Below are 24800 nucleotides of genomic sequence, written 5' to 3' on the forward strand. Positions count from 1 at the left end.
TTGTCATTGGATTAGGGTTTACCTCATGTAGTAGCGATGATAAGTATGTAGCACCTGAAGGAACACCCGAGCAGCCAATCGCACCAGGAGCAGAGAATCCAATCGCCCAGCCACCAACCGTTGCACCGGCATAAGTCTAAAGGGGATATTTGTAAGTCGTAACGGGTTAAATATCTGGCAGTAATATCCCCATCTTTGAGTCATAAAATCAATAAAAGTCAACAATAAAATTAAGAGTCATGAAAAAGATAATCGGTTTATTCGCAGTCATCGCTTTTTTAGCGAGTTGTTCATCAACAAAAGTAACAACTGATCAGGCACGTAATGCCAATTTCTCCTCCTTCTCAACTTTTGAGGTAGTATATCAAACAGGTACTAATGGTTCTCAAATAAACGCATTAAATGTTCAGCGTGTAGAGGAAGCCATACAATATGAAAGTCAGATTCGGGGCTTAAAACAGGCAGAAGAAGCAGAATTGATAATTGTATGGGGAGTAGGTTTGGAAACACAAAGGAACTATACAACTAATACCAATTATTATGCTCCTGGTCGATATGGAGTAAGAGGTCGTTATGGTGGCTATGGCATGGCTTCCAGTACCAGTGATAGTCAGGAATACACCACAACCAATGGAAAACTGCAGATTGCAGTTGTAGACAGAGAAACAGAGGAGGTACTTTGGATTGGTACTGCACAGGATCAAATCAAGGGAAATTCTAAAAAAGCTGAGAAAAAGATTAATGAGGTTATTGCGAAAGTGTTTGAAGAATTTCCAATAAGTAAGTATCGATCTTAAAAGTCATTGACATATAATAAAAGAAAAACTAAACGATAAATGAAAAAGATTATGAAAGAGCAAGATAAGTTTGAATATGAAAAGCGATTTGAGCAGGAACCTGAATTTGATTCCGGCATAATTATCAAAGGGATTGCAATATTTATAGGTTTTTTTGTCCTGGTATTAATGAATAAGTTTTTGTAGCAAAAATTATGTATAGAGATAGGTTGATAAGGACAGATGGAAAGCATTAAGCTTGACATCTGTCCTTTTTTGTTTTTATTACAAACGTGGAATTATCAGAATCCGGCTTAGATAGGTATTTATAGAGGGTAGGTGATTGATAATTAGTTGTAGGAAGCTGCTTATCTGTTAATCCAAGAATTATCATAGTAGTAACAGGATCATGCAAATTAGATGGTGATTTGTTTGGTCTCTTGTTAACTATATGTTGTTCAGAGTGTTTCAGTGTTTCTTTTAGGATTGATTGAATCGTATTGTGGCATGGTTTAGTTTGCTTTACATTACTGATAAGATGACTTAATGAAAAACATTTTTGGTTTAGATAGCATGATAGCGCAAGTACTGTCAATGCAACAATCAAAGGGATAAGGAAAAAATAATACATGATTGACTGGTAGATGCCAAGCCCAATGGCGATAGATACGATAAAATTGATGACCAATGTCGATATAATGGATATCATGCTCATGGCTGAGTACTTGAATATTCTTCTGAGTAGTAGAATAATGAAGGGCATTAATACTAACCAATCAACAATTAAAACAATTAAGATATTCTTCATTACATCTTGGGATTTTAATTTTCATTAAGATTTATAATAACTGTTAGGGGTTAGGTAAAAGAGTGCGATTAGATACGAACTCTGTTATCAGAATTCGTCCTTAAAAGTTATTAGGCTCAAGAAAGGCATATCCAATAAACAAACGACATCTTTAATAACCTTATTGTCTTAAGGTAAAAAGTTTACTTTCAGATATTCATATTTTGTACTTTCCACTATCTGACCTGATAAACTTGATTTATTTGACAGCTTATGAAGGTATCAGATGATTATTTTATCAATACACTTCAATCAAAAGTGCAGAGTGATATTGATGGAAAAAAATGAAAGAAAATGAAATGTCAGATGGGGTTCTAAAAACCTAGTCACGTTGTCTGTAAAATCAAGTTCTGCCTTTTACACTTAATTCAAAAAAAAATCAGATACAAATGTTTCATGACTTGATTCTGCAATACTCTATTTTGATTTTATTAGATAAGGTGTAGTAAATTAAAAAAGAGAATCTGAAACAGATTCTCCCTAGAGACGCTATCCAAGGTTTACTCTAAAATCTAATATGATTTGTTGAGTTACTATTTACGAATTGTTATTGTCAAATTTGAAGAAGGCAATCATGTCTTTTAGCCGATTGGCCTGGTTGTTCATCTCTTCAGCACTGGTAGCTAACTCTTCACTGGCAGCAGCATTTTGTTGGGTTACCTCGTTTAATTGCTGAATGGCACTATTTACCTGATCTGCTCCACTGCTTTGCTCCATACTTGCACTTGTAATCTCCTGTACTAAAAGCGATGTTTGATCTATTTTAGGCATAAGCTGTATCATAACTTCTCTGGCTTCCTGAGTTAACTCAAGGCTGTTTTCGGCCAATGTTATTATTTCTTCAGCAGCTTTTTTACTTCGTTCTGCCAGTTTTCGAACTTCACCTGCCACAACGGCAAATCCCTTACCTTGTTCGCCGGCCCGAGCAGCTTCAACGGTAGCATTTAAGGCCAAAATATTTGTCTGGAAGGCAATTTCACTAACAATGTTAATCTTATCGGCTATTTTTTTATTGGCTTCAACCGCTTTTCCTGAACTTCTAGCTACATCTTTAATTTCATTATTGGCTTCACCTGATGTTCGTTGAGTTTGCTGTGCGTTATAAGTATTTTGCTGAATATTGGAAACAATTTCTTCCATTGTACTTGATACTTCTTCAACTGATGATGCTTGTTGAGTTGCACCCTGGCTCATGTGCTGTGATGAATGACTAACCTGTTTACTGGCATTGGCAATATGGTCTGAACCATTTTTAATGGACAAAACAATTTCTCGCAATCTGCTTTGCATCAAGTGCATAGAAGCGAGTACACTGCTGTTTATTACTTTATGTGTATTGTGTGTTATAATATCACCATTGGAAATATTTCGAGCAATTTCTGATAATTTGTGTGGGTCAGCGCCTAGCGTATTAAGAATATTTCGAGTGAAGTAAAGCGTGACAACAATAATTAATAGACTAACAATCAGAGCAGTTATTGATGAAATGCTTTGGGTTGAACTAATTCGACCTTCGTACTTAGCCATTTCCTTGGTAAAATATTCATCTTTTAATTTCACAATCTCGTTAAAGTATTTCCTTGACTCAACAGCCAATGGGGTAGCTCTCTCTGTATATTCAGGGTATTTAGTGTGTTTTTCAGCAGGATTAAGATCTTGATATTTATTAGAAAAGTCTCTGGCATCGTAAATGAAGTTTAACGCAGCACCTTTTGATTTTTCAAAAACAGCCTTCTCATTCTCAAAAGCTAAGGATGACTCCAGTAAATCAAAGTTGTTTTCAATGCTTTTGATCCTGCTATTCATTTTTATCATATCCTTCTCAAAATCACTGCCTAGCATGATGTTGCGACTTAAGCGACTGATGTAATTCATGTCTGCTGTTATGTTGAGCGTTGCTATTTTGCCATCAATCTGCATCGATTTCATGGCGAAAAAATCTTTTTTTAGGCCATTAACCATTAATAGGTTTAGTATTACCAAGAACAATATGGAACAAATGCTTAAGGTATTAAGCAAAGTAAGCTTTTGTTTAAATGTGGTTTTCATATCCCTTTTTTTTAGTCGACCGAAATATGCATTTTGTTATATTATCGGCTTATGAAGCTTTAAATAAAAACCTTAGTTGGACAAATAAGATGTTGTTATGTAGGGTGTAGTCATTGCTAATATTTGATTCAGAACGAATAATATAATTCGTCATCAATGCAATGTTTTTGCTTGGGTAATAATTAACTCCCAGTGTAATATTATCGTATTTATTAAAACCAAAGTTATCTGTTTTATTGGTATCGGGTTGATACGAATCAAAGCGAATAGAGGGTTCTATTTGCGAATTAAGATGATATGACAATTCAAATAAATAGCCAAGGTATGAATAGTTTTTGTTCCTTATATTGTGAGTGTAATGATTATTTTCACCTGCAATATACTCAGCCATCAGACGTAACTTTTCTTTTTTTAACAGAAAATGAGCGCTATACGAGGCCCTGTCAATGGTTGTAGTATCGCCTGAAGATTTACCGATATTATAACTAATGCCCATCTCTATTTCATCTATTGGTCGATACTCCAGTCGGGTAAATAATGCACGTCTGTTTTCATTATCCTCATATGAAGGATTCTTTACACTCGAATTCCAATAGTAGTTAGGTCCGGTATTAGGGAAAGCACCCATGAAAAAATAATGTAATTTTCTTTTAAGTATTTGACCGTAAATCATGATGCCACCTGCTCTGTAGCCTTTAAGTCCTGTATTTGACATCCAATTCTGAGTAATCGTACTTCTGTCATTAAAAACCATTTTGGTGGTTGACCACATTGGCGATGACAAAGCGCCAGTTTTTGCTCCTGGAACACCAAATTGACCAAAGCGTACTTTAAAAAAGTCATTATGTTCATAACTTAAGTGTACATCCAGCAATGCAGGATTACCTCTGTCGAAAGCGAATTGTACCGTATACTTGACTTGTGGTGCCAGTTTACCAGAGGCTTTTATTCTTAAGTGTCGAACATTAAGTCCGTAATATGCATCAAGAGAGTCGCGCTGCGCATAGCCCGACCAAATATTCGTAAAACCAGTCCATTTTAACGTTGGTGAAAACTTAACAGGAGACTCTTGTGCGTATAATTGCCCTGCAAACGGACAGATATTGTTGACTAAATGTAGTATAATTGAAATTGTTATCCAGGCATACTTTAGTCTTTGATTTTTCATAAAATTGGCTTGTTTCGTTTTTATTCAGATAAGACCTATTTTCACTCAAAAAGAGGGACTGAATCAGCCCCTCTTATCCATCTCAGAATTTCCCAACCTATTTAATGACTACCTTCTGAACTTCAGAGGTAGCACCCGCAGAAATTTCTAACATATAAACGCCTCTAGCCACATTTAATGTAATTTGTTCATTCGTAATTTTACCTTGCTGGGCAACAGCACCCGCCAGACTATATAATTTATAAGTAGCATCGCCTTCTGCACCTTTTACATTTAATACCCCCTGTGTTGGGTTAGGGTAAATGTTAAAAGTTTTTGAAGTTGGTGTGTCGCCAATGGCAGTGGCAGTGCTTGGATCGTATACATATAATTCATATCCTGCACCATCAGTTGCAGAAGTTGCTGTAAAAACGATCTTCCCATTAGTTGCCGCAACAGGGTTGACATAAGTAATGTCAGTTGTAAGTACAACTGGTGCTGAAATACCATCAGTTTTGTATAACATATCTGTCCAGCTTGATTCACCATCATTAGCAGAAAAGTAAATATTGGTACCGTCAGTACAGAAACCTCTGGCACTCGTTCCAAATTCTCTCGAAACATTGGTTAGCATTGATTTCGTATTAGCCTCAATGTCATAAACCCAAAGCTCAATGCCATTTGTGCCATCATCACCTTCAAAATATAGCTTTCCATCAATAATTGAAAAAGGATTTGTTGTCGCGATACTTATCCCTTCTGTTTCTGTGATCATTTTGGTGTTTGCTGCGGTACCATCAGTTTCCCATAATACAGCTTTTAATTGTGCTTGAGCTGTAGGGTCCTGATATTCTCCATCTGGAATATTGGCAACAAAGTATAGTTTGTTGTTATATTCGGTCATATATTTAATTCCTGCGTCATTTGGCTGCGTTGAACCAAACCATCCTTCTTGGACATAAGAAGCTCCTTCTAAAAATTCTTTTACTAGAGTGAAATTTTGCGTTTCTGGTAGATATTCATATAATTCACGACCTCTTACATCAACTTCATCCAATCGTCCTGTGTAAACGAGTATTCTACCATTAACGGTTGCCATGTCAGCTACTTTGCTTTCTGCCTTATTGGCATCAGAAACAGGAACACGTTGCGAAACTCCAGTACCTAAATCATGTTGATTCAAATATATATCCATATAATCATCCGATGTTGCTGTTGTGTACATAATGCCATCATAATAAGTGGCCCCCATTAATCCACCACCATTTGTAAGGTTAATAATTTGCGTGAAAGTACCATCTGTACTCATTTTATATATGCCTTTCCATTCTGTAGCTTCATTTGCATCTAGAGTTGCATTGAAATATAACTCATTGTTTAAGATGGTAAAGTTTGAAAAATTAGAGATGTTTGGTACAGTGTAAATATCTTTAAGCATTACTGTGCCCGTTTCTTCGCCATTAGTCTGCCATAAATGCGTAATATAATTCTCATCGGAGGCTGTAAAGATAACTTTGCCATTAAATTCGGTAAAGTTAATTGGGTTACTTCCATTTGTACCAACATTAATATCTTTCAAAAGTTCTTGCGCCTGCAAGCTTGTTACAGCAATTATTACTGCCATTAAAATGTACAATTTTTTCATACTCATAAATTTTAAATTAATTGTTTTACCTGTTTCACGTTTAAAATAGATATCGCTTTGTGAGTTCTAGTTGTTTATCACAGTTTGTTCTCACTTATTATTTTCTGAACACGATATTGCAGATTTATTTTATGCACCTAAAAAATATGACCTTAGTCAGGTTTCTACATCGGAATAATAGGCTATAAAAAAGCTTCTACAGGTCAATTTGAAGTTGAGTTATTACTACTACATATTGGAGGTAAAAGAGTTGAGATACAGTACCCAAGTACCTTAACAGGTAAGCTGAATGCAAATAGATTATGTAATGAAAAAAATGGGGAATAGGTTCGTTTAATTGGTGAGTTTATAAAGCGATGATGCAGGATCTCCATCGAATTCCTTTTTACTGGTAAGTTATGGGATAAAAAAAATGACATTTATGAAGATGGGACTAACGACTTGTCTGTATGGGATATTAATTGTGGGTGAGGTGTGGCAACTTTGCTTAAACATCAACATGCAGCCTATGGTAAGATTAAGTAAGAACATAAGAATTGGTTTAGCATTCGTCATATTGCTGGTAGGTATTAATATTAGACTTTGTACCAGGGAACAGGAAAATGTTGAGCTGGTAGATGGAATTGATGAATGTGGTATTGAGCAGGCACTGGAGCAGATGGAGTTGCCCAGACCTGAAATAGCGCCTTTATAGCTTTATTCAATGCATTTGGATTAATACCGAATCAGAAACTATTTAAATAAGTTACGAGGTTGGTGTCTGTTCCAGTCAGGTTTAATTTTTTGCGCAGTCGAGCACGTGCAACCTCCACACTTTTAATGTTTTGGTGTGTTATGGCAGCAATTTCTTTAGTGGTCATATTCAGACGCAGGAAGGCTACCAGTCTGCTTTCGTTAGGGCTTAAATCAGGATGACGTTCAGCTAATTGTTCATAGAATTCATTGTGCACATTCTGAAAGCGTAATTCAAACTCTTTCCACACATTTTTATCCACTTCAGCTTGTAATTCAATTATAATATTCTGAATTGATCTTTTGTTTTCGTCCTTCGATTGTTTTTTTAGTTCGAGCAGCTTCTTTGCAACACCGTTAATCATCTCATTTTTGCGAACCATATACATTACATTGGTGGCCAGCTCTTTGTTTTTTAATTCTATATCTTTTTCAAGACCATCATTTTCGACTTTAATACCTTTGGCTTTAGCTTTAAGTAGCATGTATACAAAGACCATAACAATTAGGCAGCTAATTAAAATAATAACAACAGCGGCATATTGAAACTGAGTTCTTTGCACAGTCAGTTTTCGTTGAGCTTCTTTATCATTAAAATCTGCCTGCATTTTTAAGCGAGTTATTTCATTCATCGTCTGGCTATTGTACATGCTGTCGCTTAATTGTTTGTAGTCAACATGTAGGTCAGCTGCTTTCTTAAAGTTGCCTTTCTTGTAATTTATCTCGTAAAGAAAGTAGATGGCATTGTATTGAGTTTGTATTGAGCCAACCTCTTTACCAAGTTTCAGTGATTGATGAGCATGGTTCAAGGCTTTATCAAAATCCATTAGTTTCATATAATGTGCACAAAGAAAATAATGAGATTTTGCCATACCCGCTTTATCTTTAATCTCTATTCTTGTGTCAAGGCCTAAATGAAGGAACTTTTGTGCCGGTTCATAGTCTTTAATTCTATCGAAAACGCGTCCTTTATTATTATAATGAACAGCCAGATTTATTAAATCCTTATTAGATTTTGCTGATTGAATAGCTTGATCATAGTATTCAATTGATTTATCATACTCTTTTTTTGCAAAATAGATATTGCCAATGTTATTATAGAGTACGTGTTCTCTTAAGTTTTTTGTGGAAGTATTGGAGGTTTTTATTTTATTGGCAATGTTAATCGCATTAAAATAGTACTTCAATGCATCATCATATTTAGCAATTCGATCATGTACGATACCTATCAATATATTACACTCATATAATTCAAAATGTTTTTCCTGCTTTTTAAAAGTGTTAATTCCTAACATGGCATTTTTTAAAGCATCGTCATAATCTCCTGAAAGTGCGTGTACTTTACCTATCAGCATATTGGATTTTGCAATTCGGTATTCATTATCAATAGTTGTCGCAATTTCCAAAGCTTGTTGATGTTTATTAAGTGCTTTGCTGTAATCATTGGTCATATATTGTTCTGCCATTTCCCAAAGTAGGTTAATCTTTTGAGTATCTGAATCGGCAAATTGATAACTAACTTGAAGGCTGTCTATTTTTAATTGATCCTGTGTCATTGCACTAAAACCAAACAAGCTTAAGATTAATATGGAACAAGTAATACTTCTCATGAGAGGTAATGGTATAAACAGTTATAGTCGTAAATGAAATTGAATTAATTAATTAATATCATGATAGGTTTGATTTATTCATACGCATACTTTATACTAGTGTTACTTCTGAATAAATAAAAGTGTTGCAAAGTACACAATATTCGTGTATTGAAAATTCACTTCAATTATAATAGCTATAAATTCTCAAGGTTTTGCCTTTCTTATTATGGCGGTAAACTTACTAAACATTCTGTTTATTTTAAGATTATCAACCGATTTATCCATGGATAATCAAGTAAATGAAAATTCGCTCTAATTAAGTATTGTTAAGGTTATAATGTACACATTATTAATGATAAGAGTCTGTTGATGTAGTAGTGTTCGTTTGCTGATAAATTGTATTGTAGAAGTTTTATTAGCACGATTTGCGTATTTGTAGGAACCCGCCTATGGTTAATTTCTCTTTCCTGAATCTTAAAAGTACGACCATTGCATTGAATAGTAAAAAATTAGATTAATCCGAAAATGACACTTTTAAAAATGAATGATAAATCTAAAGATATCGACCAGTTGATTGCAGATAAGATCGACATGCGGCAAGCTGAAATAGATGCCTTTAAGAAATTATTGGAAGAGTTGTCGAAAAAACGGTTAAGCCAGACTCAGAAATCAAAAGGAAAAAAGGGAAGATAAGTTAATAGATTACTAAACAATTAATTTATGAAGTATAATTTACATTTTAAGTGTGTACTGTTGGTGCTGTTGATGTTAATGAATGGATCAGCATCATTTGCACAGAATGCAGAACCACTTACAAAACAAGGGGTGTTTTGGATTAAAATGAAACCGGAACTCTCAGAACAGGTCAAAGAACTGAAATCCACTGACGGAAGTCCCATAGAGGTGGGGATATATCCAATGGATAACCTGGCAGCGACTTACGGAGCGACACAAATGAAGCGCTTGTTCAGATATGATCCTAAATTTGAGCATAAGCTGCAAAAGCATGGTTTGCATTTGTGGTATGAGGTGAGTTACTCAGGCAGGGCTGATGTAATGACCGTGACGAATCAATATAAAGAATTGTCAGAAGTGGAGATGGCTGAACCTGTTTATGAGGCATCTTTAATTGGAGGTGAACCAAGATACCTGAGTGAAGAGGATGTAGCTACTTTATTAAGCACCAATCGAAGTGAAAATATGCCATTTAATGATCCGTATTTACCAATGCAATGGCATTATAACAATACCGGTCAAACAGGAGGATATGAGGGAGCTGATATTAACCTGTTTGAAGCATGGAATACCTCTGTTGGTTCTTCTGAGGTTATCGTGGCGATTCATGATCAGGGTGTTGATTGGGATCATGAAGATTTGCATGCTAATATGTGGGTGAATGAGGCAGAGTTAAATGGTGAGGAATTTGTTGATGACGATGGCAATGGTTGGAAAGATGATGTGTATGGATTTAATTTTGCCGAAAACAAAGGAGCCGTAACTCCAGACTATCACGGTACTCACGTTGCCGGTACAGTTGGAGCCATGAATAATAATAGAATAGGAGTATCAGGTGTAGCAGGTGGAGATGAAAATACACCTGGTGTGAAAATGATGACACTTCAGTTATTTGGTGGGGTTAGTACTGGTAATACACCAGAATCTTACGTTTATGCAGCCAACAATGGGGCTGTTATCTCACAGAATTCATGGGGCTACTCAACGCCAGGATATGTCAATCAGGCTACACTGGATGCAATCGATTATTTTATTGAAGAAGCTGGGGATTATGCCGGTAGCCCAATGAAAGGTGGTATTGTTATTTTCGCTTCTGGTAATAATGCATCGGATATAGATCATTGGCCTGCTGCATACGAAAATGTGATTTCCGTATCTTCTTTAGATGCCAAAAGAGGTAAAGCATCATATTCAAACTATCATGAAACAGTCGATATATCAGCTCCCGGCGGGGAATCAGGTGATGATGCTTTTATGCCGGAAGGTCAAGAAGATGATGGATATTCAAATGGTGTATTAAGTACCTTTAATAGCAATGCTTATGGATATTTGGATGGTACATCTATGGCTTGTCCGCATGTGAGTGGTATTGCAGCTTTGATATTATCAGAATATGGAGGCGTAGGATTTACACCTGAAAAGTTAAGAACGCACTTATTAACAGGAGTAGTTAATATTGATACGGTTCCAGAAAATGAACCATATATTGGTCGTTTGGGGCGAGGCATTAGTGATGCGGTTTTATCATTGGTAGAAGATACTGAAATAGGTCCGCTTGCGACAAGTGATTTATCAGTAGTTGGTGTTACACAGGAGTTTATTAAATTAGAGTGGACGGTGCCAGCAGATGAGCATGATGGCTTAGCGGCCTCTTATGAAATTCTCTACGCAGAACAGCCGATTACCGAGGCAACTCTTGAGTTTGCCAAAATACGAACCATGTCGAATGATAAAAAACTTGGTGAAGTAGTTGGTTTTGAAGTGCCAGAACTAAAAGCCCTTACAGATTATTATTTCCGCATTCGATCATTGGACCGATGGGGTAATCGTTCAGAATTTTCAAACGAAGTAATGGCCACAACTAATAGTGGACCTGATGCCTGGATTGATAAATCTGACTTTATAATGCATGCAGAGTATGTTAATTGGACTGAGGAAGAAGGTGATATTTACGACACTGTTTATTATATGCCAATTAATATTGATGCACATGTCGAAATCGAGGGTAGCAATAGCTTTAACCTACACAACGACGGTGAAGGATTATTGCGCTGGGAAGTATTGCAGCGTCATGTAGAAAGTATTGATGCGAATACTGTTTCGACGCCTAACTACTTAAGAAACAATCCGGATGTTAATTTTAGTACTGCTAAATTACAAGTTTGTAATGCGCCATTTTATGGTAAAATGGAACTGTTTGCTCAGGAGGAGATTCGTGAAGGTATGTCCTATATCGATCCTTATGGAGCAAGGTATTATTATATTGGTGAAACAGACACAAGCTATACCAATTCATCGGCAACGCGTTTCACCGTAGAATATGAAGAGGGTTTTAACTTAACACATGCCGAATTCTTCCTGAATTATGAAGGAACGAAAGAAAAGCCTGCCATCTTTCAGGTATTCTCTGGCTGGGATATCAGTGAGGCAAAACTGATGTACTCGGAGGAAATTAGTAATACACAAGAAAATTGGAACTTAATTAACCTTAAAGAACAAATCTTCTTTAATAACGGAGAGCATTTTTGGTTGGTTATTCATATTCCATCTGGCAATCTATATCCTTTGGGTGCCTCTGTTGAATTGGAAAAGGAAGATTCAGAGAACTGTTACATCAGTTTGAATATGGGTAAATCCTGGGCGCTGTTTGAAGATATGTATTATGATAATTCTATTATTTGGGCAACTAATGCAGTAAGCCTTCTAAAGACTCCGGGTGAATATTTAACGATAACACCTAGTGAAGGGGAATTATTGACTGGAGAATTTACACCAATAGAGGTTGGTTTAGATGCCAGTGAGGTGATCAATGGTACCTATAAAGCTAATGTTGTTGTAGAAACCAACCAAACGGAAGAACCACAGCTACGTGCGCAAACATGGGTAGAAGTAAGTGGTCAGCAGCCAATTATTAAAGGTGAGCCGATTGTTGACTTTGGTAGTGTTATATACGGAAAGCAAAAGGTAATGGAAGTAACTTTACGCAACGAAGGTTATGGCAAATTCCATAAACCAACATTCAGTTTCTCCAATGCGGATGGTATATTTGATCTGGTAGGCTCAACTACCACTATTAATCCGCTTAGTGAGTATACCTTCCAAATTGTTTTTAATCCTAAGGAATACGGTAATTCTAGCTCTAAAGTAACATTGAGTAATACCAATGGTCAGCAATACGTATTTAATGTTATTGGCGTATGCGCTGAACCACCAGTAATGGAATTGGCTCCCGATACGATAACTTTTGAAGATGTAGCTATTGGCGATAAACTGACGGGTGAATTTTATATTAATAACACTGGAAACTTTCCATTGTCATACTATTTTCCAGCTTTCTCAAGCGGCGAAACCGTTGGCGAGGTGACTGGTGACTTCTGTAAGTATGGTTATACCTATAATGATAACCATGGAGGTAGCTATGAACTGCCTGAATATAATTGGACAGAAATAAGCAACAGTGGAACATTGCTTGAGGATTATTCACGAGAACGTACTCACTTCTACTATCCTGTAGAGCTTGGTTTTGATTTTCCATTCTTTGGTAAACAGGAAAGCAAGGTGTATATCACCAACTTTGGTTTATTAAGTTTTGATACGAATTCTGTATTTAGTAGTTCGCCCATCTATTTTAAACATAGCTCTACTCAGGACCGTTTTATTTCAGCTTTGGGTAAATGGCATGACCTTAACTTCTGGGGCAAAATCTATTATCAGGATTTTGGAGACAAGTTTATAGTTCAGTACGATAAGGTGAACTATGGCTATTACGATAAAACAGCCTGGAAATGGATTGACGCATTAATTACCTATCAAATTGTACTTTATCCAAATGGTAATATTGAGTTTCATTATAAGGACTTTGCTAGTTTGCCACAAGAGGATGTGACCATGTGGTCGTTCTTTGGTATCGAAGACAAAACGACAGATGATGGTTTGCTGATTTCGCAACAATACTCAGAGAACTTAGCAATAGGGAATGAAATGTGTATTAGAATCACTAATCCAGGACTTGGCTTGGTTACTGAAATTTCTAATCCGGAAGGGGTAGTGCAGGCAGGAGAGTCATTAAAAATTAATTTTAACGTCAGTACAGATATCCTTAATGTTGGTAATCATGTTGAGAATATTCCAATATTAACTAACGATCCGTTTAATAATCCTGGTATTGTTAGCCTTGATATAAATGTCACAAGTGGAGGTGCTCCAGACCTAATTATCAGCAATGAAGAGTTTGATTACGGACAGGTTTTTCAAACTGATGTCATTGAGAATATTCTATGGGTTGTAAATGAGGGGCGAGCCAATGATACGATTAAAAGTGTCACATTTGCTAATGATTTGTTTACGGTGAGTGGTGATATTCCGGTTGGACTGGCACCTAAAAGGAAAGTAAAATATAATATTGCTGTTAAATCAGACATCTTGGGGCTTAAAGAAGACGTAATGACCATTACGACTCATAGTGGTCGAGAGTTTAATATTAATTTAAGTGCTGAGATTATCGAAGCGCCTCAAATTAATTCTGACATTATTAGCATAACACAAACATTAGGTGATCAGGAGGAAGCTGTTCATTTAATTAATATTACCAATAATGGAGGTAATAATTTAGAGCTGGCACCAATAGGAAACGATTGGTTAACAGTTAGTGAAGCAAGTGTTTTGGCCAATGACGTGTCTGAATTTACTTATACGTGGACCAGAAGTGAGGACGAAGGCGGACCAACTTATATTTGGGAAGAAATAAATGAGACAGGCACTTTTGTTGGCGTGCTTGATGCCTGGGAGAACTTGGGGCCAGCCTGGACAGAAGCAGTTGAATTACCATTTGATTTCAACTATTATGGGCAAAACTATAACAAGGTTTATCTAGGTGCCAATGGAGTACTAACTTTTACCGAAACAGATGTAGCAGAGGCTTTTGGAGCGAATGGTGTTTTTCCAGCACCTTTAGAACCAAATAACGTTGTTGCTCCTATGTGGGGTTTTATTTATCCAACATGGTGGGAAGAAGGAGCAGGCGTGTATTACCACAAGAATGAAGATAGGGTTATTATCGAGTGGTATAAATACATTGATGGATTCTATATGTCATACCCAATTTCGTTTCAGGTAATTCTGTATCCAGATGGAAATATTAAGTTCCAGTATAATATGGCTGATATACCTGGTGAATCATTGACTAGTTTCTCAGGTATTGGACTTGAAAACGCCGATGGTACCGATGGAATCACTGTTGGGTGGGGAACTTATGGTATCGTTAAAGATAGAACAGCCTTATTGTTTGCACCACTTGAAAAAATAATTATTGAACCAGGGCAAACCAAAAGCCTTGAGCTTTTATTAAGTGCTAAGAATATTTATGCGGGAGATTATCATCACGATTTAGTATTGTATAACAATACGCCTGATGCTGGTGAATATGCTATCTCTGTTGATTTAACAGTTACTGGCGAAGCTGCACCAGAATATCCTGCTGAGCTTGACTTTGGTGTTGTACAGGCATATGGACACGAGTTTATCAAAGAATTTGAAATTTTCAACGCAGGTAATAAAGCACTTGGAATTTCAAAATTCAATTTGGCCAATGTGAAGAATGCAGAAGTTGAGGCATGGGTGCCAATGGCCTTTGGTCTTGGAGATGAAACACAGATGATGTGGGTTGACGTTAAAGAATTAAATCCAACAATATTATGGATAAATCAGATGGTACAGCCCAACGAAGGACTGAAAATGCGTGTGAAGATTGCACCTACCACAGCCGATGTTATCAATGATGTGTTGTTACTTCAAAATGATTTGGAGAGTGGAGAGGATTTATCGATTAGCATAAATGCAGCACCAGAGTTACCTCCTGTATTAGGATTAAAGCAGGAGCGAATTGATATTTTCGCACCAACAACTGATTATACCGAAGATTTCAGCTTTAAGCTAGGTAATGTAGAAGGCCATTCAGGACTAGACTACGAACTAGATATTAGGTTTATCAGAGAGTTACCAGAAGTACAAAGTACGACTTCAGCCATCCTTAAAAATACAACATCTTCGGTTCCATTACTTGCGCAAGACGCTGAAATAAATAAGAAATTGAAGAATACCTCAGTAGATGAATACAACCGTGTGTTGCAATATGAAAACGCTGAACAGCCTGAAAAAGCTTTAGGATATGGTGGTGGAATGATCTTCCATTCAGCAACACGTTTTCAGGCACCGAAAGATGGTTTTAACCTGACACATGTGAAAACATGGTATACGCCTGGCGAATGGTTGGAATCTGATATTGTTGTGAAAGTTTATACTGGCGATAGGATGATACAAAACTGTCAGGAAGTTTATAGTCAGAAGTTTCAACATATTATTGATGCCACAGATGTACATGGATCATTCATAACAATAGAACTGGATGAGTCACAATTGTTCTTCCCTGAAGAGTATTTCTTTATTGTAATGCAGTTCCCGATTGGAGCAGAATATCCTCAGGGCGCCGCTGTTGTAGATGAGCAGTCCGAAGGCCGATTTATGTTTGGTGAAGGAGAAAACTGGTTTGACATTATCGATGCGGGCTTTGCTGATTGGGGATGGATGACCAAAGCCTGTGAGTCTGAGTTTAAAGTAGCAGTGTGGGCTGAAATAGTTACTGAGCTAAGTGGTGAGGTAGCAGAAGGTGTAGAACTGGATGTTAATATGAAATTTGCAGCTAACTATGCTGACTATGGTGTTAATAAAGCCGAGATGACCATATTAACAAATGATCCATACAAAACAAGAACAGTCATTCCTGTTACCTTGAATAAAAATCAGGGACCAATCTTTAATCTGGGTAAAGAAACTTTTGTGTCAGTTAAAGAAGGAGAAGTGTTAAGTCTGGATGTATTAGCGGCAGATGCCGAAGGTGATGGTTTCACCATACGCATGGCTGATATTTATGAAGATGTGAAGGCGACTTTTGCTGATGGTGTATTAAACTTCGAGTTGACAACAAACTATGAAAGTGCTGGTATCCATAAGTATGAAGTAATTGGAGAAGATGCATACGGTAATCCAAGTTCATTTACCATTACCGTGGATGTGATCAACGTGAATCGCGCACCACAGGTAGCAGCACCAATTGAATCACTGATGATTACTTTACCTCAGGATAGTATCGCTACCATTGATTTGAATGAAATGTTTACAGATCCAGATGGCGATATGCTTCAATTTGAGGTGTTGGCTGAACTACCTGATGGTTTTGAAACATTTATTTCTGAAGATAAAGTCATCTTTGGTTCATCAACCATTGGTAGTCTACCAGTTACTATTAAGGCATTTGATTATAATGAAGCAATGGTTGTAACAACCTTTGACTTAGTAGCGCGCATGCGCACGGGTATTGATGATAATGATCTGACAAATGGTCTGACAGTTTATCCAAACCCTGTTGAAACTTCTACAACGGTGTCATGGTCAGAAATCAATATCAGCAAAGAATCTATCATCAAAGTAATAGATATCAGCGGAGCTGTTGTAATGACTGAAATTGTTGGAAATACTTATCATATGTCTCAGATGAAACTGAATATGTCGAAGCTTGAGCCAGGTGTTTATTTCATCGAATTATCAGTTGGAGAAGAAACAATGGTAACTAAAGTGATTAAGAAGTAAATACAAATAATGGGAAGGAAGCATGCAATGCCGGGAACGCATATAGGTTAGTTAATAAATCCATGTTTCCTCCCCTTATTATAAAAATGAGACAGATGAAGATTAGAAATAGTTTGAAATTCAGATTTTTATATACAGCACTTACTTTATCATTGGTGTTAACTGCTTGTTCTGGAGACGATGATGAAGCTGTAAAAGATTTAATAAAGCCGACAGGTACAATTACGATGCCGCTTGAAGGTGAAACTTTCTTACGAGGATCATCCATCATTTTTGAAGGCACCTTCTCCGATGATGTAGAACTGGCGCATTGCGAGTTAAGCCTTTCAAAACTAAAATCCTTAAAAGGGTGGGATATTCCATGGACACCAGAAAGTGATCTTGTTCACTTACAAGGAACTGAGGATGAGGTTTCTGCTTATCAGGCTTTTAAACAGGTGATACCAAGTGACATCATGTCGGGTGACTATGTTCTTAATGCCAAATTGGTAGATGAAGCAGGAAATTATATCGTTTACTCCGTTAATGTAAAAATTTACTAAAGTGTTTAGATTGTGTTTGAAGAGCAGGTAATGGTATTGTCACAAGACCTGCCCTTCAGGCATAATACAGAGTAGTTAGTTTTATTTTACAGTCAGCAAAACAATCATATTAGTAATATTGATGCCATTCACATCTTAAAACATACAAGGTGGATAAATGGTCAGTTAGCCTCTGCTTCTTTCTGAGCAGATTAAAAGGCATTAAATTCAAAATGAATCTTATGAAGAAAGTATCTTATTTAATGATGCTTCTGTTATTCATGTGCATAGGTGTGCTTCAGGCACAAATACACCAGATAACAGGAGTAGTGACAGGCAAAGAAGATGGTCTGTCTGTACCGGGTGTGTCCGTGGTTGTTAAGGGAACAACCATCGGAACTGTCACGAATATTGATGGTATATACCACCTTGAAATACCCGAAGAATCTGAAGTTCTGGTATTCTCTTTTGTGGGAATGCAAATGCAGGAAGTTACCATTCAAGGGCGCAGTAAAATAGATGTGGTGATGGAAACCGAATCAATCGGCGTAGAAGAAGTGGTCGTGTCTGCCTATGGTACCAAGGGCAAAGTTGGGTTGAAAGGGGCTATTAGTACCGTGGATGCCAAAGAACTTGAACAGGTACCGATTGCCAGTTTCGATCAAATGTTGCAAGGTAAAGCTGCTGGTTTGCATATTGTAACAGGATCTGGTCAGCCGGGATCAGGAGACACTAAAGTACGTGTACGTGGTAACGGATCTATTATGGCATCCAATGACCCATTGTATGTGGTAGATGGTGTACCCATAGAATCTGGTGTTTTTGCATCCTTGAATGCCAACGATTTTGAGAGTGTGGCGGTTCTGAAAGATGCTTCTTCAACTGCAATATATGGTTCGCGAGCCAGTAACGGGGTTATCTTAATCACCACCAAACGCGGTAAGCAAGGAGCCACCCAGGTCAATTATCGTCATCAGTCGGGCTTATCATTTAAAACACGTGAGAAGTTTGACATGATGAATACCGAAGAGAAGCTGTGGTTTGAAGAGGTGGCGCAAAAAGGGCCAGGTTGGGAATTTAGCCCGTTAAACCCGAATTATGCGACTCTTAACCCAGAAGCAAAAGCGGCGCAGGATGCTGAGTTAGCCCGTTTAAGAGGTATTGAAACCAATTGGCAAGACTATATGTTTCGTACCGGTAAAACCATGAGTAACGAGGTGAATATGTCAGGCGGTAATGAGAAAACCCGTTTCTATGTGTCTTATCAAAACTATTTCCAGGAAGGATTATCTGATCGTTCTGATATTACACGTAACTCAGGTCGTTTAAACCTGGATCACCAGATCTCCGATAAAATTAAGGTGGGCATTATCACGTCGTTGGGGCAGTCAAAAATAAATGCCATCGAAAGTGAAGGCGGTATTGCCTTAAATAACCCGTTTGCAGCTGTGTATCTGGCTAACCCATGGGAGAATCCAGATGATGCGGATGGTAGTTATATAACAGGTAACTATAAATATAACAATCCCTATCTGACTGAAGAGGAGAATAAACGATATGCAGCTTACAATAATACTGGTGCGAATGTATTGGATTTAATGTCACATTCAACACGCAAACAAGAAGAAACAAAGTTTGTATCAGCCTTCAATGTATCCTGGGATATTTTACCGTATTTAACGGCCAAAACACAATATGGGATTGATTACCGTCATAGCTTGAGAGAACGATGGGTTGATCCGGAGTCACATGCGTCAAGCCTTGCTGGTGAAGGAGATGTGTATCGTGATGGATCTATATCAGAGGATTTTAGTCGTCGAACGGAGACCACTTTTGCTAATACATTGGACTTTAAAAAGATGCTGGGTGACATGCATTTGTTAAGTGCTGTAATTGGGTCTGAGTACGTAAAACGGGATTATTTTGGATTTGGTATGACGGGTTATGGACTGGAACCTAAGTTGCCTGAAACACCGTTTGCTATAACGCCAGGTACTAACACTAATAATTACATTCCGGATGTAAGCGGGTATAAAGCCGAACGCGCCATGTTCTCCTTGTTCTCCATGTTTAACTACACCTACAATGACCGTTATACCCTAAGTGCCAGCTTGCGACGCGATGGTTCATCAGCTTTTGGTGAAAACAATAAATACGGTATATTTTATTCGGTAGGATTGACCTATGATATAACACGTGAATCGTTTATGACTGGTCTTGACTGGATAAACAATCTGAAGTTTCGCATAAGTTACGGTACCAATGGTAACCAGGCCGGATTAGGTCATTATGAACACATGACCCTATGGACCAATAGCTCCTACGCAACTTATGCAGGTTACATTTTGTCACAAACGGGCGATCCAAATATTAAGTGGGAGGTAGCCAATAAGTTTAATGCCGGTTTCGACTATAATTTATTTGCGAACCGCTTACATGGTGCATTGGATGTTTACAATGATATAACATCTGACCTGTTTATTGAGCAAACTTTTTCGGTCTGGGATGGTGTTATTGGCAATAAAAAAACAACCAACGCCGGTAAAATGCGCAACCGTGGGATTGAATTGGGCATTAATTACGATTTAATCCGTCAGCGCAATCTGACATGGAGCATTGGAACTACTTTATCGTATAACGATAATGAAATTCTGGACTTAGGGCAGGTTAGTGAATTTGAGTGGGGTACATCCATTATTCGTGAAGGTTTACCTTTAGGATCGCACTACCTGGTGAAATGGGCAGGGGTTAATCCGGCTACAGGTGAAGCCATGTATTATACTATTGATGGGGATATTACCAATAACTACAGTGCTGATGATAACATTGCTGAGTTTGGAACATCGGAGCCGCCGTTCTTTGGTGGGTTTAATACGGCATTAAGTTATAAAGGTCTTGAGATTATGGCCGACTTCTCGTTTGCACAGGGATTCTCACGTTTTAATAACCAGAAGTTTTTCCAGGAGAATCCAAACTTTGCCCAGTTTAACCAGTCAACAGCTATGTTGAATGTGTGGCGCCAGCCTGGCGATATAACTGACATACAAGGGGTGCATTCGCAACGTAACTTTTCATCGAAGGATATTGAAGATGCCTCGTATATCCGCTTCCGCAATTTGACAGTAGCTTATAACTTCCCGAAAAATTTATTAAATCGTGTTGGGATCATCAAAGGCTTACGTGTGTATGCCCAAGGTCAAAACTTATATACATGGACTAAGTGGACAGGCTTTGATCCGGAGGATAGTAATAACATTGCACAATATGAGTATCCAACACCGCGAACGGTTTCTTTTGGTTTGGATGTTAACTTCTAATGGAGGATTTTAAGAATGAAAAAAATAAAATTAAATATCGTATCCGTTCTTTGGGCTGTTATTATAACAATGACAGGGTGTTCATTAGACATTGAACCAACGGATTATATTAGTGATAGTAAAGCGTATGAAACCATCGAGGACCTTGAAAAAGGAATGATTGGAGTTATCAATTCGTATGGCAGTCATAATATTGTCGGTATGAGTGACTGGGCCAGCGACGATTTACGTTATTCATTGGCCAATACCGGTCAGGGTGTGCAGGTGCACAATTGGGATTATAATTCATCAACCGGTGATTTAGCCGGAACCTGGAATGAGCAGGCTAAATTAGTGGACAGAGCCAATCGAATACTTACCATTGCTGGCAAATTTGATGCGGAGGATGAAACGGTTCAACGAATCATTGGAGAATGTCTTTTCACACGTGCCTATGGGCATTTCAATGTGGTGCGTATGTACTGTAAAAACTATGAGGCCAATGATCCATTAGGTACTCCGTATAAATTTGAATCAGGTGTAACGTATCCGTCTAGACTGCCACAAGGGGTGGTGTATCAAAATATCTTAAAGGACATTGATGCGGCGATTCCGGCTTTGTCGGATAGACGCGAAAAAAACTACTTTATGACCAAGTCGGCTGCTTATGCGCTGAAGGCGCGTGTGGCCCAGTATATGCGCGAATGGGATATGGCTATAGCTGCTGCTGATGAGGCCATTGGATTAGGTGGTTTTCGACTTGCTACCATTGAGGAATATTCAGATATATGGCGTGACGAGATGGAAGACAATGTAGAAGTTATTTTCCGTTTACGTCGTGAAAGCTCAGGGATTGGCAATTATTACCAACGCTCTACTAACAATGATATCTTCTTTCACCCTTCCTATGATTTAATGAATCAATATGCAACGGATGATATTCGCCAATATGCTTTTTTTGCGACTGATGAAGATAATCAGGATATTGTAGGGAAACACATTGGACGTCCGAATGATAAAAAGAATGCTAATGATGTAAAAGTTTTCCGTGTGTCAGAGATGGTACTTATTAAGGCGGAGGCCTATGCACAGAAATCAATGCTTAATGAAGCTGCTGCAGAATTGAATCACTTGCGTAATCACCGATTGGCATCACCTGGAGTATTAAGTTTTGCTTCACAGTCTGAAACCATGCAGGCTGTGATGGACGAGCGTCGCCGTGAGTTAGCATACGAAGGGCACCGTTTTTATGACTTAAAGCGTTGGGGACTTGGAATTGAGCGTCTGCCTGAGGATTCTGAGACGACTTCACGTACACTTGAGGCTGGCGATTATCGTTTTGTTTTCCCAATTCCGCAAACAGAGATTTTTGCGAATGAGAATATGATTCAAAATGATGGTTACAGTAATTAATTGATTTCGTTGATAAGGGCTGTTTAAGAAAATAATGGTTCTTTGTTTCTGAACTTTTAACGACAATAAAATGAGGATAAATAATATATTTCAAACTATTACAGCTTTATTGGCAGTGATGGTTCTGCTCACCTCCTGCGGTGAGGTAGAAAAACAGTTATTTGATGATAAGGATGCCTTTTTTGCATTTGAAGGCAGTGCATTGGCAACTGCAGAGAATGGAACAAATAATTTATACATTCCGGTATACATTGCCAGAAGCATTGCAGAGGGTAATGTTAGTTTTGAAGTGATTACCGAAGGATATGAGAATCCTGCTATTGAAGGTGATGATTTTAAAATTTTAACTGGTAATAGCACAATTTCGTTTAATGGTGAATTTTATGAGTCCATTGAGATTGAGCTGATCAATAATGAGGATATTGATGGTGATAAGAAATTCAAATTAGTTTTAGCATCCAATAATATCGGCGCCACCCATGGTTTGGCCAATGGTGAAAATTCGGAGTTTGAAATCACCATTATTGATGATGAACATCCTTTGGCACCAATATTAGGCTCTTATTTGCTTTATTGGGATTCGCCATGGAATGGAAGTGGACTAACAGAAGAAAACCAGATTTTCTCTGTTCCTGGAAGTACAACAGAAGTGGATATCGTTATTGGATTCTACCGCGATCATGGTGATTTTGCACAGTGTACAAAGGTAAGGGCAGAAGTAGATATGGAAGCTTTAACATTAAGTATCCAGTCCGAGCAGGAAACTTATAATGATGGAACGCATATTTTAACGATTTATGGTGATGATGAAGAGCCTGGAGGTGTGGTTGTTGACACAAAAATTGTTGCTGATATCGATTTGTCAGCAGGTGAAATTGTATTCCGTACACCTTTTGCCATCGCTTTTACAGGTGGACCAAACGAGGGCTATTATGAAGATCTATATATAAATCCAATATTGAGAAAACAATAGGTTTAAGTTAATAAATAGGATTATTATGGGCTATCTTATCGAACGCGACGGGTAGCCCATATGGTGTTTATTAGGTTTTTATTAAGGTAACTAAAGGACAATGAACAGTACAACTTACTATATATTGGAGCGGGAAAAGCTTATTGTAGAAGTATATGAAGGTGAGGTTACCGAACGAGAGCTCGTAGCTTTAAAAGAGGAATTATTTGATGATAACAAGTATAATCCTTCGTATCATTTTATATCCGATTTTCGTAATGCATCTATTAAGTTCAATAAAAAAGACTTGGTTGATTTTGTTGAATATTTATCAAACTGTTTTTACCATAATGATAGTAATAAAGTGTCGGTTTTAAGTTCAACACCTGTGCAAGTAGCTTATTACACTTTATTTATTGAGTTATCATATCATTTACCATTGGATTTTATGGTACACGATACGGTTAATTCTGCTTGTACATGGCTTGGGGTAAGAGGAAAAGAAATTGGTTTTATCGAAGATGTCATTGCTTTATTAAGTGCTCAATAACCAAACAATTATAATTATCTTTTTTTATGCGTCAAGTAATTGGTTTGTAGTTAAATATGTATTGGGATGAATATGGGCAATCGCGAGTAGTCCTCTCAAACTTTTTCTCAAGTGTATTAAAGGTGCGTATTCGTTACAACGATGAAAGAACAAAAATTCTAACTAACCCTAATATGAAAATTAAAACGATAATATTTTTATGCCATTTTCTTTTGGCACTAACACTATCAGTTCAGGCGCAAAGCCGGAATGCTTCCATTGACGTTGGATTAGACTTAATGACCCGTTTTGTATGGCGTGGTATGAGTTTAAGTACGTCTCCGGTAATACAACCATACCTTGAATACAATAAGGGGAATCTTATCATAGGTTCTTGGGCATCTTATACTTTTGCTAAGGAACCATATCAGGAATTGGATATGTATGTTTCTTATAGTGTCGGAAGTTTTACACTGACTTTAAATGATTATTTCTCTCCGGTCGATTCATTATTTACAACACACAATTATTTTGATTGGTCAAAAGGTTCTACCAGTCACGCCTTAGAGGCTATTCTGCAAGTTGGAGATTTTCAAAACTTGCCAATGTCATTTACTGCTGCTGTAATGTTATATGGAAATGATTTGGATGAAAATGGGGATAATTATTTTTCTACCTACCTGGAGTTGGGCTATGATTTTTCAATTGGAGAACAAGCGGTCCAAGCCTTCGTCGGACTAACGCCTAAAGAAAGTTTATACAGTGACCAGTTGAATGTTGTTAACCTGGGCATAGCACTATCAAAAGAGCTGCCTGTTACTGATTTATTAAGTTTACCATTGTTGGCTTCTCTCTCGATCAATCCAGATAATGAAACAGTTCATTTTGTGGCAGGTCTTTCATTTTAACCAAAAACAATAAA

The 24800-nt window shown here is 37.5% G+C and carries 15 protein-coding genes; 11 read left to right on the forward strand and 4 right to left on the reverse strand.

The genetic code is table 11. The features are described 5' to 3' along the window. Positions 1–239: 239 nt before the first annotated feature. Together ACRD69_RS15055 and ACRD69_RS15060 are read left to right on the forward strand one after the other, a co-directional pair. Entirely contained in the window at positions 240–797 is a 558-nt protein-coding gene (locus tag ACRD69_RS15055; RefSeq protein ID WP_430815930.1) for a DUF4136 domain-containing protein, read from the forward strand. A gap of 39 nt (positions 798–836) precedes the next feature. Next, positions 837–983 carry a hypothetical protein gene (locus ACRD69_RS15060; RefSeq protein WP_430815931.1) on the forward strand — a complete coding sequence of 49 codons (147 nt, stop codon included), beginning with the start codon at positions 837–839 and terminating at the stop codon, positions 981–983. Positions 984–2160: 1177 nt separating this feature from the next. On the opposite strand, the gene ACRD69_RS15065 is transcribed toward ACRD69_RS15060, so the two are convergent. The 3 genes from ACRD69_RS15065 to ACRD69_RS15075 all read right to left on the reverse strand — a co-directional run bounded on the left by ACRD69_RS15065 (position 2161) and on the right by ACRD69_RS15075 (position 6464). After that, positions 2161–3672 carry a methyl-accepting chemotaxis protein gene (locus ACRD69_RS15065; RefSeq protein ID WP_430815932.1) on the reverse strand — a complete coding sequence of 504 codons (1512 nt, stop codon included), beginning with the start codon at positions 3670–3672 and terminating at the stop codon, positions 2161–2163. A gap of 49 nt (positions 3673–3721) precedes the next feature. Then, a complete protein-coding gene (locus tag ACRD69_RS15070) occupies positions 3722–4840 on the reverse strand; it encodes a porin (RefSeq protein ID WP_430815933.1) in 1119 nt (372 codons plus the stop codon). A gap of 97 nt (positions 4841–4937) precedes the next feature. After that, positions 4938–6464, reverse strand: a complete 1527-nt coding sequence (locus tag ACRD69_RS15075) for a T9SS type A sorting domain-containing protein (RefSeq protein ID WP_430815934.1) — start codon at positions 6462–6464, stop codon at positions 4938–4940. A 421-nt stretch (positions 6465–6885) separates the two neighbouring features. On the opposite strand from ACRD69_RS15075, the gene ACRD69_RS15080 reads away from it, so the two are divergent. Beyond that, positions 6886–7158, forward strand: a complete 273-nt coding sequence (locus tag ACRD69_RS15080) for a hypothetical protein (protein ID WP_430815935.1) — start codon at positions 6886–6888, stop codon at positions 7156–7158. A gap of 31 nt (positions 7159–7189) precedes the next feature. Here ACRD69_RS15080 and ACRD69_RS15085 read toward each other — a convergent pair whose 3' ends face one another. Further along, positions 7190–8806, reverse strand: a complete 1617-nt coding sequence (locus tag ACRD69_RS15085; protein ID WP_430815936.1) for a tetratricopeptide repeat protein — start codon at positions 8804–8806, stop codon at positions 7190–7192. A 522-nt stretch (positions 8807–9328) separates the two neighbouring features. Between ACRD69_RS15085 and ACRD69_RS15090 the strand changes: the two genes are divergently transcribed. From ACRD69_RS15090 to ACRD69_RS15125, 8 genes are all read left to right on the forward strand, one after another. Next, complete coding sequence (locus ACRD69_RS15090) at positions 9329–9481, forward strand: hypothetical protein (protein WP_430815937.1); 153 nt, start codon at positions 9329–9331, stop codon at positions 9479–9481. Between the two features lie 27 nt (positions 9482–9508). Next, the gene (locus tag ACRD69_RS15095) at positions 9509–17167 is read left to right on the forward strand and encodes a S8 family serine peptidase (protein WP_430815938.1); all 7659 of its coding nucleotides are present in this window, start codon (positions 9509–9511) and stop codon (positions 17165–17167) included. Positions 17168–17262: 95 nt separating this feature from the next. Continuing rightward, complete coding sequence (locus ACRD69_RS15100; protein ID WP_430815939.1) at positions 17263–17709, forward strand: DUF4625 domain-containing protein; 447 nt, start codon at positions 17263–17265, stop codon at positions 17707–17709. Positions 17710–17930: 221 nt separating this feature from the next. Further along, positions 17931–21005: a SusC/RagA family TonB-linked outer membrane protein gene (locus tag ACRD69_RS15105; protein WP_430815940.1), complete on the forward strand. Its 3075-nt coding sequence runs from the start codon at positions 17931–17933 to the stop codon at positions 21003–21005. Positions 21006–21020: 15 nt separating this feature from the next. Further along, positions 21021–22397, forward strand: a complete 1377-nt coding sequence (locus ACRD69_RS15110; RefSeq protein ID WP_430815941.1) for a RagB/SusD family nutrient uptake outer membrane protein — start codon at positions 21021–21023, stop codon at positions 22395–22397. 70 nt (positions 22398–22467) lie between these two features. After that, a complete protein-coding gene (locus tag ACRD69_RS15115) occupies positions 22468–23370 on the forward strand; it encodes a hypothetical protein (protein WP_430815942.1) in 903 nt (300 codons plus the stop codon). A 100-nt stretch (positions 23371–23470) separates the two neighbouring features. After that, the gene (locus tag ACRD69_RS15120; RefSeq protein ID WP_430815943.1) at positions 23471–23899 is read left to right on the forward strand and encodes a hypothetical protein; all 429 of its coding nucleotides are present in this window, start codon (positions 23471–23473) and stop codon (positions 23897–23899) included. A 173-nt stretch (positions 23900–24072) separates the two neighbouring features. Then, complete coding sequence (locus ACRD69_RS15125; protein ID WP_430815944.1) at positions 24073–24786, forward strand: hypothetical protein; 714 nt, start codon at positions 24073–24075, stop codon at positions 24784–24786. Positions 24787–24800: the final 14 nt, after the last annotated feature.

This window comes from Carboxylicivirga agarovorans (assembly GCF_050589845.1).
Classification (GTDB): Bacteria; Bacteroidota; Bacteroidia; order Bacteroidales; family Marinilabiliaceae; genus Carboxylicivirga; species Carboxylicivirga agarovorans.

What these genes read in the sequence shown, in the direction of transcription:
- ACRD69_RS15055 (WP_430815930.1), top strand. Translation starts at nt 240, where the DNA reads ATGAAAAAGATAATCGGTTTATTCGCAGTCATCGCTTTTTTAGCGAGT.
- ACRD69_RS15060 (WP_430815931.1), top strand. Translation starts at nt 837, where the DNA reads ATGAAAAAGATTATGAAAGAGCAAGATAAGTTTGAATATGAAAAGCGA.
- ACRD69_RS15065 (WP_430815932.1), bottom strand. Translation starts at nt 3,672, where the DNA reads ATGAAAACCACATTTAAACAAAAGCTTACTTTGCTTAATACCTTAAGC.
- ACRD69_RS15070 (WP_430815933.1), bottom strand. Translation starts at nt 4,840, where the DNA reads ATGAAAAATCAAAGACTAAAGTATGCCTGGATAACAATTTCAATTATA.
- ACRD69_RS15075 (WP_430815934.1), bottom strand. Translation starts at nt 6,464, where the DNA reads ATGAAAAAATTGTACATTTTAATGGCAGTAATAATTGCTGTAACAAGC.
- ACRD69_RS15080 (WP_430815935.1), top strand. Translation starts at nt 6,886, where the DNA reads ATGAAGATGGGACTAACGACTTGTCTGTATGGGATATTAATTGTGGGT.
- ACRD69_RS15085 (WP_430815936.1), bottom strand. Translation starts at nt 8,806, where the DNA reads ATGAGAAGTATTACTTGTTCCATATTAATCTTAAGCTTGTTTGGTTTT.
- ACRD69_RS15090 (WP_430815937.1), top strand. Translation starts at nt 9,329, where the DNA reads ATGAATGATAAATCTAAAGATATCGACCAGTTGATTGCAGATAAGATC.
- ACRD69_RS15095 (WP_430815938.1), top strand. Translation starts at nt 9,509, where the DNA reads ATGAAGTATAATTTACATTTTAAGTGTGTACTGTTGGTGCTGTTGATG.
- ACRD69_RS15100 (WP_430815939.1), top strand. Translation starts at nt 17,263, where the DNA reads ATGAAGATTAGAAATAGTTTGAAATTCAGATTTTTATATACAGCACTT.
- ACRD69_RS15105 (WP_430815940.1), top strand. Translation starts at nt 17,931, where the DNA reads ATGAAGAAAGTATCTTATTTAATGATGCTTCTGTTATTCATGTGCATA.
- ACRD69_RS15110 (WP_430815941.1), top strand. Translation starts at nt 21,021, where the DNA reads ATGAAAAAAATAAAATTAAATATCGTATCCGTTCTTTGGGCTGTTATT.
- ACRD69_RS15115 (WP_430815942.1), top strand. Translation starts at nt 22,468, where the DNA reads ATGAGGATAAATAATATATTTCAAACTATTACAGCTTTATTGGCAGTG.
- ACRD69_RS15120 (WP_430815943.1), top strand. Translation starts at nt 23,471, where the DNA reads ATGAACAGTACAACTTACTATATATTGGAGCGGGAAAAGCTTATTGTA.
- ACRD69_RS15125 (WP_430815944.1), top strand. Translation starts at nt 24,073, where the DNA reads ATGAAAATTAAAACGATAATATTTTTATGCCATTTTCTTTTGGCACTA.